The organism is Thermocrispum sp. (assembly GCF_002919275.1).
Classification (GTDB): domain Bacteria; phylum Actinomycetota; class Actinomycetes; order Mycobacteriales; family Pseudonocardiaceae; genus Thermocrispum; species Thermocrispum agreste.
This window is the reverse complement of sequence record NZ_PKFA01000057.1, coordinates 80,412-96,570: the sequence shown is the minus strand read 5'-3', so window position 1 is coordinate 96,570 and position 16,159 is coordinate 80,412. Positions and strand designations below refer to the sequence as shown.

General features: G+C 68.4%; 13 protein-coding genes and 1 riboswitch. Of the genes, 2 read left to right on the top strand and 11 right to left on the bottom strand.

The window, feature by feature from the left end; all coding sequences use genetic code 11:
• Positions 1-92: 92 nt before the first annotated feature.
• Positions 93-312: riboswitch (cobalamin riboswitch) on the bottom strand.
• Positions 313-531: 219 nt separating this feature from the next.
• The 10 genes from CXP56_RS14635 to CXP56_RS14590 all read right to left on the bottom strand — a co-directional run bounded on the left by CXP56_RS14635 (position 532) and on the right by CXP56_RS14590 (position 12,768).
• Positions 532-1,146, bottom strand: a complete 615-nt coding sequence (locus tag CXP56_RS14635; protein WP_028847828.1) for a GyrI-like domain-containing protein — start codon at positions 1,144-1,146, stop codon at positions 532-534.
• A gap of 269 nt (positions 1,147-1,415) precedes the next feature.
• A complete protein-coding gene (locus CXP56_RS14630) occupies positions 1,416-2,687 on the bottom strand; it encodes an acyl-CoA dehydrogenase family protein (RefSeq protein WP_286901487.1) in 1,272 nt (423 codons plus the stop codon).
• On the bottom strand, positions 2,684-4,213 hold the full coding sequence (locus tag CXP56_RS14625; RefSeq protein WP_028847826.1) for a class I adenylate-forming enzyme family protein: 1,530 nt from the start codon (positions 4,211-4,213) through the stop codon (positions 2,684-2,686). The genes CXP56_RS14630 and CXP56_RS14625 overlap by 4 nt, the downstream gene beginning before the upstream one ends.
• Before the next feature lie 18 nt (positions 4,214-4,231).
• Positions 4,232-4,591: a hypothetical protein gene (locus tag CXP56_RS14620; protein WP_156899218.1), complete on the bottom strand. Its 360-nt coding sequence runs from the start codon at positions 4,589-4,591 to the stop codon at positions 4,232-4,234.
• Positions 4,592-4,605: 14 nt separating this feature from the next.
• The gene (locus CXP56_RS14615) at positions 4,606-5,622 is read right to left on the bottom strand and encodes a phosphotransferase family protein (protein ID WP_028847824.1); all 1,017 of its coding nucleotides are present in this window, start codon (positions 5,620-5,622) and stop codon (positions 4,606-4,608) included.
• 9 nt (positions 5,623-5,631) lie between these two features.
• On the bottom strand, positions 5,632-7,182 hold the full coding sequence (locus tag CXP56_RS14610) for a sugar ABC transporter ATP-binding protein (RefSeq protein WP_084609220.1): 1,551 nt from the start codon (positions 7,180-7,182) through the stop codon (positions 5,632-5,634).
• On the bottom strand, positions 7,179-8,276 hold the full coding sequence (locus CXP56_RS14605; RefSeq protein WP_084609219.1) for an SMP-30/gluconolactonase/LRE family protein: 1,098 nt from the start codon (positions 8,274-8,276) through the stop codon (positions 7,179-7,181). The genes CXP56_RS14610 and CXP56_RS14605 overlap by 4 nt, the downstream gene beginning before the upstream one ends.
• A gap of 12 nt (positions 8,277-8,288) precedes the next feature.
• A complete protein-coding gene (locus CXP56_RS14600) occupies positions 8,289-10,415 on the bottom strand; it encodes an ABC transporter permease (RefSeq protein ID WP_286901536.1) in 2,127 nt (708 codons plus the stop codon).
• A gap of 220 nt (positions 10,416-10,635) precedes the next feature.
• Entirely contained in the window at positions 10,636-11,715 is a 1,080-nt protein-coding gene (locus tag CXP56_RS14595) for a sugar ABC transporter substrate-binding protein (RefSeq protein WP_051310189.1), read from the bottom strand.
• Between the two features lie 54 nt (positions 11,716-11,769).
• On the bottom strand, positions 11,770-12,768 hold the full coding sequence (locus tag CXP56_RS14590; RefSeq protein WP_286901481.1) for an ABC transporter permease: 999 nt from the start codon (positions 12,766-12,768) through the stop codon (positions 11,770-11,772).
• A 136-nt stretch (positions 12,769-12,904) separates the two neighbouring features.
• Here CXP56_RS14590 and CXP56_RS14585 point away from each other — a divergent pair, with 136 nt between their 5' ends.
• Positions 12,905-14,092: a CaiB/BaiF CoA transferase family protein gene (locus CXP56_RS14585; RefSeq protein ID WP_286901478.1), complete on the top strand. Its 1,188-nt coding sequence runs from the start codon at positions 12,905-12,907 to the stop codon at positions 14,090-14,092.
• A 219-nt stretch (positions 14,093-14,311) separates the two neighbouring features.
• On the top strand, positions 14,312-15,139 hold the full coding sequence (locus CXP56_RS14580; protein WP_286901476.1) for a TetR/AcrR family transcriptional regulator: 828 nt from the start codon (positions 14,312-14,314) through the stop codon (positions 15,137-15,139).
• Here the strand turns inward: CXP56_RS14580 and CXP56_RS14575 are convergent.
• Positions 15,130-16,149, bottom strand: coding sequence for a zinc-dependent alcohol dehydrogenase (locus CXP56_RS14575; protein ID WP_286901474.1), 1,020 nt, complete (start codon positions 16,147-16,149; stop codon positions 15,130-15,132). The two genes, CXP56_RS14580 and CXP56_RS14575, sit on opposite strands and share 10 nt — an antisense overlap.
• Positions 16,150-16,159 lie beyond the last annotated feature (10 nt).

The window sequence follows — 16,159 nt, the reverse complement described above, 5'->3', positions numbered from 1 at the left end:
GCCGGCGCCGCGCGGGCAGCAGGCAGGGCGCCCTTGGCTCACGAGGGCGTGTCCGCAAGCCCACCCGAGTGGCGCCGGACCAGCGCACGCCGGCGGCGTGCGCGCCGATGGCAGGTCTTCGGACTCACGAGCACCCACCGGGCGACCGGTGGACCTACTGGCCGTCGCTTCCCAGGCGATGCGCACGCCCAGTGCTTCGATGACGGTGGTCGTTCTCGTTCACCGCTGCGGGGCAGTCCCGGATTCGCACCGGGTTCCCTCTTGCCCCGCCTCCGCGCGGCGCGGAGGCGGACCATCGGCGACAGTCAGCCTAGTCCCGCCGGGCAAGCCCGGCCACGTCGTGGAAAGCCCGGCCCCCGAGCGGCGCATTCGCCACGACCCAGCCGCGCAGGCAGCACAGGACGGGCACGCAACCGACACCACGACCACCAGCCAGCACTCGCCACGGCCCAGCCACACAGACAACACAGGACAGGCACGCAACCGACACCACGGCCACCAGCGGCGCCCACCCACGGGCCGCGGCAGCCGTCACGCCGGGCGCACCGGCTGCCGCAGGATGGTGCGCAACTTGTCCGGCGCGGCCCGCCGCAGATCGGACAGGTAGATCTCGTGGTGCTTGCCGGTCAGCGCGAAACCCTGGGCCGGGATGACGTCGTGGTGCATCGTCGCCAGCGTCTCGGCCTCCTCGTCGAACGGCCCGATGTGCAGCGTCTGCACACACCGGCCCTCCTCCAGGGTCTCCAGACGCACCTCGTCGAGCCGGGGCGCCTGCCCGGCCGCGGCCACCTTCCGTTTCGCGGCCTGCAACATGTCGCCGGTGATCCACTCCGGCTGCATGATCATCACGGTGAAATGCCACTTGGACTTGTCCCGCGCGGTGGTGAAGCTGTCCATGTCGTCCGCCCACCACAAGCCCTCCAGCGGCATGACGACGTAGTCCAGGCCCAGCTCCTGCTTGCTGGCGAACTTCAGCTTGTAGGCCAGCGGGAACAGCGTCTCGACCGCTTCCCGGAAGGACGCGCTGGTGTTCGGATCGCCGTATCCGTCGATCATCAGGTACTGCAGCGGCGGAACGTCGACGACGCGGAACTCCCCGCTGCGGGCGCGGTAGCAGTCGAGCTTCTTGAAATCGGCCTTGGACACGCGCGCACCTTAGCCGGAACCACCGACACCGACGACGCGAACGAGGGTGCCGATCCCCCGGCGACGGCTCTGCTCGGCGCGGTGGGACGGCCGACAATGCCTTTGTGGCTTTGTGGTCTTTGTAGCCTTTGTGGCGCCTTGCGGCTTTTGCGGCACCGTCGGCCGTCGCGGGACCGCATCGCCCGTGCACCTGGGCTCGCTTGCAGACCGCGATGGTGGTGGCGCAGCTCATCGTGCATCGCCCGTGCGCCTGGGGCTCGCTTCCCGCGTCACTCCGTCAATGCGAAGACCTCCATCGCCTTCTCCCGCCGCCGCGGCACCCACTCGGTGGGAAGTTCGTCGGCGGGCGCGGAGTACTCCCGCAAGACATGCCGGGCGACGACCTGCCGGTGCACCTCGTCCGGACCGTCGTAGATCCGTGCCGCACGCGCCTTCCGGTACATCTGCTCCAGCGGCAGGTCCGACGAGTAGCCGAGGGAGCCATGGGCCTGCAGGGCCCGGTCGATGACGTCGTGCAGGACCTTGGCCCCCCAGTACTTGATGGAGCTGATGTGCACGCGTGCCGCCCGCACCCCCTGGGTGTCGATGATCCAGGCAGCCTGCAAGGTCATCAGGCGCAGCGCGTTCAACTCGGTCCAGGAGTCGGCGATCCAGTTCTGGATGGTCTGCTTGTCGGCGAGCAGCGAGCCGTGGGTGAACCGGTACTTGGCCCGCTCGCACAGCATGTCCAGCGCCCGCTGCGCCTGCCCGACCCAGCGCATGCAGTGGTGGATCCGGCCGGGACCGAGCCTGCTCTGCGCGATGGCGAATCCCGCGCCACGCTCGCCGAGCATCGCCGACGCGGGCAACCGGACGTCGGTGAACGACACCTCCGCGTGGTTGTCCAGCCGGCCCGGCCGGGGCCGGGGATCCTCCATCGTGCCGAAATCCCGCTCGACCACCAGGCCGGGGGTGCCCGCGGGAACGATGAACTGCGAGGCCCGCTCCCGCGGCGGCGCGTCGGGGTCGGTGACCGCCATGACGATGAAGAAGTCGGCGACCGAGGCATTCGTGATGAACCACTTCCGGCCGTTGATCACCCAGTGGTCGCCGTCCAGTTCGGCGCGGGTGCTCAACAGGGTCGGGTCGGCTCCCGCGCCCGGCTCGGTCATCGCGTACGCCGATCGCAGCTTTCCGGCCAGCAGGGGCTCGAGGTACGTCCTGCGCTGCTCCTCGGTGCCGTAGCGCGCCAAGATCTCCGAGTTGCCCGAGTCCGGCGCCTGATTGCCGAACACGTAGGGGGCGACCCAGCTGCGGCCGATGATCTCGTGCATCAACCCCAGCTTGACCTGCCCGAACCCCTGTCCGCCCAGCTCCGGGTCGAGGTGGGCGGCCCACAGGCCGCGCCGTTTGACTTCCTCCTGCAGCGGCGCGATGGCGGCGCGGAAGGCGTCGTCGTCGAGGTCGACGGTCTCCAGCAGGGACACCCGCTCGTCGACGAACTCACGCATCCACTTCAGCTTCTCGGCGAATTCCGGCTCGGTGGCGAACTCCCACGTCATGACTGCAGCAACTCCTTGACACGGAACTTCTGAACCTTGCCGGACGTGGTGCGTGGCAACGGTTCGGTGGTCAGCGTGATGCGCTTGGGGATCTTGTAGTTGGCCAGCTCGGCGCGCATGTGCTCGAGCAGTTCGTCCTCCGTGACGGTCGCCCCCGGCCGGACGACCACCAGGGCGTCGCCGACCTCGCCCCACTTGTCGTCCGGTTTGCCGACCACGGCGGCCTCGATGACGTCGTCGTGCTGGGCCAGCACGCGTTCCACCTCGGCCGGGTACACGTTCAGCCCGCCGGAGATGATCATGTCCTTGGCCCGGCCGGAGATGAAGATGTATCCCTCCTCGTCGTAAGTGGCCAGGTCCCCGGTGTGCAGCCAGCCCCCGGCCAGCGCCGCCTTGGTGGCCTCCGGCCGGTTGTAGTAGCCGATCATATTCGCCGGGGAGCGGCAGATGATCTCGCCGACCACACCGGGCGGCACGTCGTTGCCTTTGTCGTCGACGATCCGCAACTCGGCCGCGCTGCACGCCCGCCCGGCGGACCCGAGCTTGCGAACCGCGTCCTCCGCGGGCAGGTAGCTCATCATGGTCGGGAACTCGCTCATGCCGTAGACCTGCAGCACGGCACAGTTCGGCAGCTTCCGCTGCGCGTCCTCGATCGCCGTCACCGGCACCGGCTCACCACCGGACACGATCAGCCGCAGCGACGAGGTGTCGTAGTCGCCGAGCGTCGGCTCGGCCAGCACCCGCTTGAGCACGGTCGGCACCATCAGCGTCGCGGTGACCCGCTCGCGCTGCACGGTGGCCAGCAGACGGGTGGGTTCGAACCCGGTGCTCGGGCTCAGCACCACCCGCCCGCCCCGCCACAGCGTGGCGAGCGCGATGTCGTGCAGCCCGGCCGCCCAGCACAGCGCGGGCACGATCAGGTAGACGTCCTTGGCCGTGATCTCGTAGTCGACGATCTGGTGGAAGCTGTTCCACAGCACCGTGGAGTGCGTGTGCATGGCCCCCTTCGGGGTGCCGGTGGTGCCCGAGGTGTACTGCAGCAACACCAGGTCGTCGGCCTTCGCGGCGTCACGGGGAGCATCGTCCGCATCGGCCGACAGCAGCTCCTGGTAGTCGATGCCGCCGTCGACGGAGGTGTCGATGGTGACGATGCGGCGTGATCCGTCCACTGGTGCCACGTCGGCCAGCGCCTTCTCGAACACCAGCCAGCGCGCTTGGCAGTCGTCGAGGATGAACTCGACTTCCTTGCGTTTCAGCAGGTAGTTGATCGGCACCACGACGCCGCCGAGCTTGGCGACGGCGAAGAACAGCTCCAGCCACTCCAACCGGTTGTACAGCAGCACCCCGACCCGGTCGCCGTGCGCGAACCCCCGGGCTCGCAACCCGGCGGCCACCCGGTCCGAGCGCGCGTCGAGCTCGTCGTAGGTCAGCGACGCCCCTTCGAACGTCACCGCGATCCGCTCGGCGTTCACACTGCCCGCCGTGCGGTGCTTGCGCAGCACCTCCGCCAACGTGTAGCGGTCCATCCCTCGCTCCGTTCCTCGTCACCGAGTTCGCTTCAACTGCAGCTCCAGGTCGGCGTGCAACACTCCGCGGATGTCCGGCAGCAGCGCGCTGTCCGCTTCCCCGTCCCAGATCCGCCTGATCAACTCCGTGATCGCGGCCAGCAACTGCCTGCGGTACTGGCGCGCGTCCGCCACCTCGTCGGGAACCTCCACCGGCCACCGCCGCACCCCGGCCGACAGCACCCGCACCGAGTCGGCCAGCCACGCGTCGTCCTCCCTGACCTGCAGGGCCAGCACGCCGAGGATGCCGACCGTCGCGATCACCGAGGAGCGCGCACGGTCGTCGGTGATGGCCGGCAGCACGGAGGTGGTCAGTTCCTTGCGGATCGCCAAGAGCATCTGTGCCGGGCTGATCATGTGTATGCGAGACAGTCGGCGACCATGGCGCGCATGGTCGGCATCGTGTAGTGCATTCGCGCGAGGCGAAGATCGTCGATCTGGCCGTCACGGACTTTCTTGCCCGCGTCCAGCCACATGACCGCGTGCCGGACCTGGTGGAACGTGATCCAGAAGTGCAGCGCGTCCCGGTCCACCCGGCATCCGGCGTGCCGCTCGTAGCGGGCCAGGAACTCCTCCTGGGGCAGGATCATGCACACCAGGTCGCTGTCGACGCGGTTGGACGGACAGCACACCCACCCGACGTCGTAGAGCGGGTCCCCCAACCGCGCGAACTCCCAGTCGATGACCGCGTTGACCCGGTCGTCGCCGAACAGCACGTTGCCGGTGCGGTAGTCGCCGTGCACCAGGCCGATCCGTTCGCTGGCAGGCACGTTGGCCCGGAGCCAGCCGAGGCCGTCGACGATGATCGGTTCCGGCTCGTCGGCGACCCGCCGCAGGTAGTCCTCCAGCTGGGCGATCTCCGCCTCGGCGAACGCCGTGCCTGCCGGCGGCACGCCGAGAAAGCCCACGTCCGCGGTGTGTTGGTCGATGGCGTGGATCTCGGCAAGGATCCGGCAGAAGTCCTCACCGATCGGCCCCCGGCCGACCTCGGCGAGGTACTTGCGCCCCTCCGGCGACCACGGCACCACGGCGATCCCCGGTACCCACGCCACGACCGAGTAGCTCTCGCCGAACAACGAACGATCCGCATCGAACCACAGCGGTTGCGGCACCGGGACCGGCGTGGCGGTCAGTGCCACCAGCAGCCGGTGCAGGCGCCGCGGATCGACCTCGTGCCGGGCCATCGCGCCGGGGCGGAACAGGCGCACGACCACCTTCCGCAGCTCGCCGTCGTCGTCCAGCACGAGCACACCGGTCTCGTCCGACAGGCCTTCCCCGGCCAGCTTGCGTTCCACCAGCCGTACCGGCCTGCCGAGCTGCCTGCCGAACCGTTCTTCGATCGCCTGTGGTGGCGCGTCCAGAATGCCCATGGCCCACCTTCAGAAGATCGCCGCGTACATGATCTTTTCCTGCGTGGCCTCTTCGGCGCTGAATTCCGCCACCGCCCGGCCGAACCGCGTGACCAGGATGCGATCCGACACGGCCAGGATCTCCGGCAGATAGGACGAGATCACGATCACCGCTTTTCCTTCGTCGGCCAGCTGACGGATCATTTGGTGGATTTCCTCGATGGCCCCGACGTCGACCCCGCGGGTCGGCTCGTCGAAAATCACCACTTCCGGGTCGGCGACCAGGGATTTCCCCACGACGACCTTCTGCTGGTTGCCGCCGGACAGCTCGACGATCTTGGCGTCGGAGTTGATCGCCTTGATCCGCAGCCGCTTGGTCCACTCCCGCGCGATCTCCGCCCGCCGCCTGCGGGACAGCAGCCATCGCTTGCGGCCGCGGCGCGACGCCAGGTAGCCGAGATACAGGTTCTCTGCGATGGTCATCGTCTCGAAGAACCCGTCGGCCTTGCGGTCTTCGGTGATGTAGACGATGCCGTCGTCGATGGCTTGCTTGGGCACCCGGTACCGCACCGGCTTGCCGTTCACCAGGACCCGTCCGCCGTGGATCCGGTTGCGTTTGAGCGCGCCCGCGATGATCTTGGCGGTCTCGGTCCTGCCGCTGCCGATCAGGCCCGCGATGCCCAGCACTTCCCCGGCGTAGGCGGAGAACGACATGTTCCGCACGACGTTGCCGAGGATGAGGTTTTCCACCTCGAGCACTTTCCGCCTGCGCTGCGGCTTGCCGTCGCCGCCGGACCGCCGCCGGGTCTGCGTCCCGGTCAGCGCCCTGCCGACCATGTGCTTGACCAGCTCGTCGCGCGTCGTCTTCTTGGCATCGAGGGTCACGATCCGCTCGCCGTCGCGCAGTACGGTGACCCGGTCGGCGATCTTGAGGGATTCCTCCAGCATGTGCGAGACGTAGATGATGCCCAGCCCCGCCTCGCGCAGCTTGTTGATGACGTCGAACAGGTGCAGCGTCTCTTCCGGCGTCAACGTCGCCGTGGGCTCGTCGAAGATGACGATGCGCGCGTTCGACCGCAACGCCCGCGCGATCTCCACCATTTGTTTCTGCGCCGCGCCCAGCGTCGACACGTAGGCCGTCGGGTTGACGTGGAAGTTCATCGACATCAGCAGCTGCTGGGCACCGATGTTCAGCGACCGGAACCGGGTCAGCAGCCGCTCGTGGCCGAGCTCGATGTTCTGCGCGGCCGTCATCGTCGGCACCAGGCTGGTCTCCTGGTAGACCATCGCCACGCCGTGCTCGAGCGCGTCGTGCGGCCGGCGGAACGACACCCGCTCGCCGGCGATGAACATCTCACCGGAGGTGGGCTGCACCGCGCCGGAAAGGATCTTGCACAACGTCGACTTGCCCGCACCGTTCTCGCCGACCAGGGCGTGCACCTCCCCCGCGTCGAGGGTGAAGTCGATGTCCTTGATGGCATGCACGCCCCGGTAGGTCTTGGTGACCTTGCGCAGATCGACCAGCCTGGTGTCCCGCTGGTCCGGGGAGATGTCGAGCAGGTCGACCATGGACTGGCTCATGGGTGACTCACCTCCACGACGCAGTCCCCGCCACGGGACGCGATCAGCACTCGCTGCCCGCACTGCCGCACCGACGTCACGCCGTGCCTGCTCCCTCCGCCTCTGCTGTGCAGGCTGCTCGCCGGATATCCGTCCGGGTCCAGCCGGACGGCCAGCCCGTAGGACCGCGGCGGGGCCCACGGCTTGACCACGCCGAGCTTGCGGATCTGACCGCCTTGCAGCGGCTCCAGGCCGCTGTTGAGGCCGCGCAACGCGGGCCGGATCCACAGGTCCGGCTCGATCGTGCGCATCATCTCCTCGACGTAGTAGCGCTGCGTGAGCACGAACTCCACCAGCTGGGTACGCAGCGCGAACATCGCCAGCCAGTAACCGCCGCCCGCGGCGGGCTGCAGCCGTCCGGGATAACCGGGCAGGTTCTGCTTCAGCACGCTCGGCTGCCCGCCGTCGAGCGGGAACGTGCTGATCCGGTGCGTCCAAGCCTCACTGACCACCGCGGCGGCGCCGTCCTCGGTCAGCGTCACCCCGCTGGCGTAGCCGAGTTCGTCGGCGAGCAGGTCGGCCGAGCCGCTGTCCGGGTCGAAACGCACCAGCCTGCCCAGCCGGTTGCACTCCATCAGGTCGTGCACCCACTGCTGCCCGGCGTGCTTGCTCGACCCGTCGGTGACGAGCACCGAACCGTCGGCAGCCACCGCGAAGTCGGTCGGACACCGCAATGGCCGTCCAGCCACCTGGTCCAGCACCACCTCGGTGCGGCCGTCCGCGGTGACCGCGACGACCCCGACGCCGGCGACCGCCACCAGCAACCGGCCGTCCACCAGGCGCGCCAGCGCCCCTGCCTCCCCGCCGAACTCGGCGACGGTGACCGGGTCACCGCCGTCGGCCGGCATGCGCAGCAGTGTGTTCCCGCTGGTGACGTACAGCTGATCGGCGTCGAGCAGCACGTCGTCCGGCTCGGGAAGCTCCACGACCAGCTTCGCTTCCTCCAGCGCGTCGTTGGGGGTCAGCCCGCCGTCGAGCGGCGGAATCGCCGTCCCACTGTGCCTGCCGGGGAACAGGAACTCCTTGATCAGCTGCAGAGCTTCGAATCGTGACACCGCCGGCTCCTTTCAGTTCGCCGCGGACCCGGCGACGGAACGCACCGCCCGGCCGGACGAGGAAGCCGTCGGCTCGGCCTCGTCCAGCTTGATCCGGCCGATGCGGTTGTTCTCCAGGCCGCCGATGTACAGGTAGCCGCCGTGCTCGCGCATCGAGGTGATCGTGGCGTGCGCGGTACCGCCCGGGTCCCACCACGTGCCGAGCACTTCGCCCTGCTCGGACACCTTGACCACGCAGCCGTGATTCATGCTCGGGTACAGCCACTCGTCCCGCGGGATGCGCTTCATCATGCGGCGGCGGAACGTCGGCATCCGCATGGCGAGGTCGTAGGCGGGGGAACGCATGCCGTTGAGCGCCACCCAGTACGCGCCGTCCGACGCCCGGTTGATGTTGTCCAGGTAGCCGGGGAAGTTCTCCATGAACACTTCCAGCCGGCCCTTGTCCGGGCCGTCGATGTGGAACCGCAGGATGCGGCACAGCCAGGTCTGCGCGATGAGCAGCGACTTGCCGTCGTGGCTGACGCACACCCCGTTGGGGAACACCAGGTTGCGGATGACCGTCCTGGTCTTGCCGGTCGCCGGGTCGTAGCAGAGCAGCCGCCCGTTCGGCCGCCCTTCGATCCCGTCCAGGATCCAGTCGGCCATCTCGAACCGGGTGGTCGCCTCGCTGAAGTAGATCTTGCCGTCGGGCGCGATGTCCAAGTCGTCGGCCAGGCGCAGCCGGCTGTCGTCGCGCAGCTGCAACCAGTTGCGGTTGGTCTCGTCGGTGAGCTTGCGCACCTCACCCTGCGGCGTCACCGCGTACAAGCCCATGCCTGCGACGCAGACGACGAGGTTCTCCTCCGCATCGAACGCCAGCCCCAGCGGATGGCCGCCGATCCTGGCGAAGATCTCCCGGTGCTCGAAGTTCTCCCCGGAGAAGCGGAGAATCCACCCCTGCCGCGTGCCGCAGTACAGGCGGCCCTGCTTGTCCAGGATCACGTCCTCGGGACCCTCGACCTGCCCGAGGCCGATCGCCTCGGCGCCGACCAGCCGGTCGTTCTGCTCGAACGGCGTGCCGGATCCCGGCCGGGTGTCCTGCAGCTCGCCGTACTCGACGATGGTGGGGTTGACGTAGGTCTTCTGGATCGCCTTGCCGCGGTTCTTGCCCCACTTCAGGTCCAGGCCGACGGCGACGATCAGCACCGCGGCCAGCACGGTCTGGAACACCTCGCCGCCGACGTTCATCAGCAGCAGGCCCTTGCCGAGCAGGCTGATCGTGGCGGCGCCGATGAACGCCCGCCACACCGTGCCCTTGCCGCCGGACAGGCTGATGCCGCCCAGGATCACCGCGGTGAGCACGGTCAGCTCCATGCCCTCCCCGACCCGCGCGCTGGCGCTGGACAGGCGCGATGCGTAGAAGATCGCGGCGAGCGCGCACAGCAGCCCGGAGAACACGTAGCTGATCAACAGCACCCGCTCCACCCGGATGCCCGCGTGCCGCGCGGCCCGCCTGCTGGCGCCGACCGCGGTGATGTGCCAGCCGAGCCGGGAGCGGCTGAGCACGATGTGGCCCACGATCAGCACACCGATCAGCGTGACGAAGCTGAACGGGATGCCCGCCACCTTGCCGGTGCCGAACCACTCCCACACCGGATCGGTCACGAACACGGTGGCGGTCTGCGCGGAGTAATTCAGGTCGAGCAGGTTGAGCACGCCGCGGAAGATGATCAGCGTGACCAGCGTGGTGAGGAACGGCCGTGCCTTGAGGTAGGCGACGATGCTGCCGTTGACCGAGCCGAGCAGGGCGCCGATCAGCAGGCCGAGGGCGATCGCCACGGGCACCGGCAGGCCGCTGAGGGTGACCAGCAGGATCACTGCCATGTTGCACAGGCCGAACATGGAACCGACCGACAGGTCGATCCCGCCCGAGATGACCACCACCGCCATGCCGAGGCACACCAGCGACAGCTCGGCCAGCTCGGCGGAGGTGGACAGCAGGTTCTCCTGGCTGGCGAACCCAGGTGTGGTGGCCGAGAAGAACACGAACACGCCGATCAACAGCGCCAGCGGGATGGCCGGCTCCATCCAGCGCTTCTCGAACAACTCGGCGAAGACCTGTTGCAGGGCGATGCGCCTGCGCAGGTGTCGCAGCTTCATCACGAGGGTCTCGTTCGCCGGCACGTTCCGTTCCGGCGGCCGGGATCCGAGACGCAGCCGTGGCACGGTTGCGGTCATGGCAATTCTCGCTCTCTTCATGGCACCGAGCGCGGCGGCCTTGACAGACGAGGTGGCTAGCGGAAGGTGAGGAGCCCGGGGCGCCCGCGGGGGCATGCACGAGCGCCCCGGACCGCAGTCGCGGATTCGTGCCGGACGGCGATCAGGAGACGGTCAGGCCGTCGGTCTTGCCGTCGTAGCACATGTTCGGTTCGTCCCAGTTGGTGCGATCGATCTTCACCAGCGGGGTGTAGTCGGCGATGCGGGACGACCCCGGCGGACGCCCGGACTGCAGCAACTGCTTGGCGATCGCGACGATGTCCGCTCCCTGGGTCGGCACCGAGTAGCCGTAGGACTGGTAGAACAGCTTGTCCCTGAGCGCCTCGCAGGTGATCGAGCTGTGGTCGGAGGTGAACACCTTGACCTGGTCGATCTTGCCCGCTTCCTTGATCGCGGTCGCCGCGCCGTACTGCATCTGGTCCCAGAAGCCCCAGCTGGCGCACAGGTCCGGGTGCTGCTGGATGACCGTCGCGGTGATGTCGTGCGCCTTGGTCCGGTCCCAGTTCGCCGCCTGGGTGGACACGATCTTGATCTCCGGGTGCTTGTCGAACACCTCCTTGGCCCCGGCCATCACGTCGAGCGTGAAACCGGAGGTGGCGTCACCCTGCACGATCTGCACCTTGTGCGACGTGTCGGTGCCCTTGCCGCACACCTTGACGATGTCGGTGGCGATCCGCCTGCCCAGCTCGATGGTGTCCGCGCCGACGAACGCATCGGACTTGTAGTTGGACACCATGTTGATCTGGATGACGTAGATGCCCGCCTTCTCCGCCTGCTGGATCAGTTTGGCCAGCACCTGCACGTCGAAGTTGTGCACGACCAGCACGTCCGGCTTTTCGTTGATCAACGACTGCACCGCCTCAGCCTGGCGCGCGGTGTCCCAGTTCGGGTCGCGGACGACGAACTTCATGCCCGCGGCTTCGAACCCGCGTTTCATCTGGCGCGCCCATTCCTCGGTCAACGGTGTGCCGAGGCCCACCGGGACGAACGCCGCCGTCTTGCCTTTCAGGCTGTCGATGGCGTGCTGGCGCAATTTCGCCGAGGAAACGTCCGGCGGCAGGCCCTCGCCTCCGTCGTTCCCGCCCGCGTTCGAATCGCCGCCGGTCGAACATCCGGCCAGCGCTATCAGCGCCGCGGCGGCGAACGCGACCGACCGCCGCGCTTTTCGGTGGACCGTGCGCATGACGACCTCCTTGTCGCAATGACCTCCGGGGTGAGTGATGGGTGATCGAGGCTTTCAGTCGCCTTGCCGAACCGTTTCTTCGTCTCGGGGGTGCAGCCGGTTGTCCAGGACCAGTGCGGCCAGCAGGATCAGCCCTTTGACGATGTCCTTTTCGTGGGTGTTCATGTTCAAGATCGTCATTCCGTTGAGCATCACGCCGATCAGTGCAGTGCCCGCCAGTACGGACAGCACCCCGCCGCGGCCACCCACCAGGCTGATGCCGCCGACGACGACCACCAGCAGCACGTCGTAGATCAGCGACCCGTCGATGATCTGGGTGTTGAATCCGCCGACCGATCCGGCCATGACCAGCCCGCCGCAGAAGCCGATCGCACCGGCGATCATGTACTCGATCAAGGTGAGCGGGCGGACCGGAATGCCGGTCAGCGCCGCAGCGCCCGCATTGTCACCGTGCGCGTAGATGAATCGGCCGGTCCTGGTACGGCTGAGCAAGAAGTGCGCCACCAGGGCCACGACGGCGAAGATCACGATCGGCGCGGGAATGCCGAACACCACGCCCTGCCCCAGCCAGCGCACGAACCCCCGGTCCGGCGGCAGCTCGACGATCAAGCCGTCGAGTACCAGCGTGCGCGCCACGCCGTAGATCAACAATCCGGAAGCCAACGTGGCGAACAGCGCGGGAATCTCCACGAACGCGATCAGGAAACCGTTGATCGCACCGAGCAGCAGCACGATGCCCAGGCCGATCAGCAGGGCTTCCGGCGTGCTCAGTTCCGAGCGCATGAGCTGAATGGCGATCGCGGTGCTCACGCCCATCGACGCCACCAGAGACAAATCCATCCCCCGGGCGATCACCACGACCGCCATCGCCACGCTCAGGATGCCGAGTGAGGAAACGCTGCGGAGCAGGTTCAGCAGGTTGTCCGCGGTGAAGAACCCGTCCAGCAGGACGCTGAACACCACGAACAGCGACGCCACGACGATGAGAATGATCTGCTCCTGCGACAACCGGAACCGGCCGTCGGCCCGAGCTTTCGCCAGAACCGCTCCCATTCGCACTCCCAGGCGATCCGTGGAGAAGGTCGTTTCGGGTGACGTACTTTTGTACTGACCGAACGGTACACTAAGTCGGACGTGAGTCAAGACACCCTTTCACTCGATTCGGTAGTCCCCGACGAAGGAGGCCGCCATGTCGCGCTCCGCTGACCGCCCCGGACCCGCGGGCCCGCTACGCGGAGTCCGGGTGATCGAATTGGCCGGCTTGGGCCCGGCACCGTTCGGCGCCATGCTGTTGGCCGACCTGGGCGCCGACGTGATCCGGGTCGACCGGCCCGAGGGCCGCGCGGCGGGCAATCCGCTCGACCACCGGCACGATCTGCTGGCCAGGGGGCGCCGCTCGGTGGCACTCGACCTGAAACGCCCCGCCGCCCGGGACGCGGTGCTGCGCCTGGTCGACGGCGCCGACGTGCTCATCGAGGGGTTCCGGCCGGGAGTGACCGAACGCCTGGGACTCGGACCGGACGTGTGCCTGGAGCGGAACCCGCGGCTGGTCTACGGCCGGATGACCGGATGGGGACAGCACGGCCCGCTGGCATCGCGCGCCGGTCACGACATCAACTACATCGCGCTGGCAGGCGGCCTCGATCCGATCGGCCACCGGAACGGCCCGCCGGTGATCCCGCTCAACCTGGTCGGCGACTTCGGCGGGGGCGGCATGCTGCTGGCGTTCGGCGTCGTCGCGGCGCTGCTGAGGGCGCGGGAAACCGGAAAAGGCCAGGTCGTGGACGCTTCCATCGTCGACGGCACGGCACTGCTGACCACGATCCTGCACGGCCTGCGCGCACAGGGCAGCTGGGTCGACCGACGCGAGTCCAACCTGCTCGACGGTGGCGCGCACTTCTACGCGGTCTACGAGTGCGCGGACGGCAAGTACCTCAGCGTGGGTGCGATCGAGCCGCAGTTCTACCACAGGCTGCTCGACCTGCTCGGGCTCGCCGACGACCCGGAGTTCCTCGCCGGCCACACCGACCGGGCACACTGGCCGAAACTGCGCAAGCGCCTGGCGGACGTCTTCATCAGCCGGCCGCGCCAGTACTGGCTGGATCTGCTGGGCGGCACCGACACCTGCGTCGCCCCGGTGCTGTCCATCGGGGAAGCCGTGCAGCATCCGCACAACCGGGCCAGGGGGACCTTCGTCGACGTGGCGGGCATCGTCCAGCCCGCGCCCGCGCCGAGGTTCAGCGAGGATCAGCCGACAGCCCCCCAGCCGCCGCCGCGCCCGGGCGAGCACGGCAGGGCGATCCTGGCCGAGATCGGGCTGACCGAGGAGGAGATCGAGCGGGCACTGGCCACCGGCGACCGCGGCGCGTCCGGCTAGCAGGCAGCCGCCGCCGGAAAAACGTCCAAAGTGCGCGAGCTGACAGATCGATCGGTACACTTCGACGCGTGACGGCGCGCGGGAACGATCTTCGGACAGCCGTGGGCGGTTTGTGCGAACCGCGCAGGCAAACGCGGCATCGTCGGTACCGTGAAATCACGAGAGAGCATCGGCCAGGCGCCGCCACGAGCGGCGCCGAAAGCAAGAAGGTGAGGGGTCATGCCGAAGCAGCAGGGGGTACGCGCAGCCGGATCCACAGCCACGACCGAATCGTCGCAGGCTCCGGCCGAACTCCCGCACACCGCGATCGGCGACGACGTCCCCGCCGATTCCGACCCGGTACCGGGCAGACCGTCCGCAGAATCGACCGCCCAGCCTGACGGGCACGCACCGGAAGCAGGGGCGCAGGACCAGGCACCTGCGGAGGAATCCACGCACGAGCGCATTCTGCGCGTCGCGGCCGAAGTGTTCGCTCGCAAGGGCTACCACGGCACCGGGGTGGCCGAACTCGGGGATGCGGCGGGCCTCAAGCGCGGCGCGCTCTACTACCACATCGGGTCGAAGGAAGACCTGCTGTACAACTTGTCCAAGCGGCACGTCGAGGAAGCCTTGGCCAGGGGCAAGCGGGTGGTCGAGTCCGATCTGCACCCGATCGACAAGCTGCGTGCGCTCGCCCGCGAACACATCAAGACGATCGCCGCACGGCGCGACGAGGTCATCGTCGTGTTGCGGGAAATGCACGCCCTGACCGGCAAGCGGGCCAAGCAGTTGGCGGAATTGCGCCATCAGCACCAGGACCTGTTCGCCCAGGTGCTGCAGGAAGGCGTGGACGCCGGTGTTTTCCGGTCGGCCGATTCGGTCGCCGTGATGAGCGTGCTCGGCATGCTCAACTGGACCTACGTGTGGTTCGACGCCACGAAGGGCCCGCTGACCCCGGAGCAAGTGGCGGACAAGATCACCGACATCGCACTGTACGGGCAGCTGCTGCCCACACAGCGGCGGTCCGGAAAGCGCAAGCCGAATTCCGCCGAGGCGGATCAGGAATAGGTGATCACGACGCGCACCGAACCCGCTCGCTTGGCGCGGGTTTCCTCGAGCGCGGTGCCGAAGTCCTCGGGCCGGAAACGGCCGCTGACGCTGTGGGAAAGGTCGAGACGGCCGCCGGCCACCAGTCCGGCAAGTTCCTCGATTTCCGCCCGGGTCGCTCCGAAACTGCCGATCAGCGACAGCTCGCGGGCGACGACGGTTTCCTGGCGCATGCGCAGATGCAGTCGGTCAGGAGTGATACCCACGACGACGCATCGCCCCTGCGGACGCAAGCAGCGCAACGCGGTGTCGATCAGGCCGGGCGAGCCCACCATGTCGAAAGCGGCGTCTGCGCCGTCGCGGCCGTCACGGGCCGATGCCGCCACGTCCGCCGCATCGGCGACGACGGCCTGAGCGCCCAGCTGGAGCGCCCGCCGACGCGCTTCCGGTCGCGGATCCACCCCGATGACCGCACAACCGACGATCTCGGTCAGCAGTTGCACCGTGTGCATGCCGAGGCCGCCCAATCCCAGCACGACGACCAGGTCCCCCGCCGCGACCCCACTCCTCCGGATCGCGTGCCACGGTGTGGCCACCGCGTCGGTGAGGATCGCGCCGATTTCGCTCGGTACGTCGTCGGGCAGGGGCACCAGGCACTCGGCAGGAACGACGACCAGCTCCGCCTGCGCACCGTCACGATCGACACCGAGAACGTCCCGCCGGGCACACGCCTGCGCCTGCCCCAGGGAGCAGAGCCGGCACGCGCCACAACCGACATAAGGCAGCACGGCGGCCCGCACCCCCTCGGTGACGCCGTGGACGCCTGGCCCACAAGACACCACCCGGCCCGCGGCTTCATGTCCGAGCACCACGGGGTATCGGCCGACGGTGCTGCCATCCACCAGGTGCACGTCGGAGCCGCACACCCCGCACGCCTCGACCGCGACGAGGACTTCGCCCGGCCCTGGCTCCGGCTCCAGCACGTCGGCGAGTTCGTAGTTGCCCGGTCCGCGCAAGACCACCGCGCGCATACCCGCCGCC

Coding starts and splice junctions, on each gene's coding strand:
- CXP56_RS14630 (WP_286901487.1), bottom strand. CDS start 2,687: ATGACGTGGGAGTTCGCCACCGAGCCGGAATTCGCCGAGAAGCTGAAG.
- CXP56_RS14625 (WP_028847826.1), bottom strand. CDS start 4,213: ATGGACCGCTACACGTTGGCGGAGGTGCTGCGCAAGCACCGCACGGCG.
- CXP56_RS14620 (WP_156899218.1), bottom strand. CDS start 4,591: ATGCTCTTGGCGATCCGCAAGGAACTGACCACCTCCGTGCTGCCGGCC.
- CXP56_RS14615 (WP_028847824.1), bottom strand. CDS start 5,622: ATGGGCATTCTGGACGCGCCACCACAGGCGATCGAAGAACGGTTCGGC.
- CXP56_RS14610 (WP_084609220.1), bottom strand. CDS start 7,182: ATGAGCCAGTCCATGGTCGACCTGCTCGACATCTCCCCGGACCAGCGG.
- CXP56_RS14600 (WP_286901536.1), bottom strand. CDS start 10,415: ATGAAGCTGCGACACCTGCGCAGGCGCATCGCCCTGCAACAGGTCTTC.
- CXP56_RS14595 (WP_051310189.1), bottom strand. CDS start 11,715: ATGCGCACGGTCCACCGAAAAGCGCGGCGGTCGGTCGCGTTCGCCGCC.
- CXP56_RS14590 (WP_286901481.1), bottom strand. CDS start 12,768: ATGGGAGCGGTTCTGGCGAAAGCTCGGGCCGACGGCCGGTTCCGGTTG.
- CXP56_RS14585 (WP_286901478.1), top strand. CDS start 12,905: ATGTCGCGCTCCGCTGACCGCCCCGGACCCGCGGGCCCGCTACGCGGA.
- CXP56_RS14580 (WP_286901476.1), top strand. CDS start 14,312: ATGCCGAAGCAGCAGGGGGTACGCGCAGCCGGATCCACAGCCACGACC.
- CXP56_RS14575 (WP_286901474.1), bottom strand. CDS start 16,149: ATGCGCGCGGTGGTCTTGCGCGGACCGGGCAACTACGAACTCGCCGAC.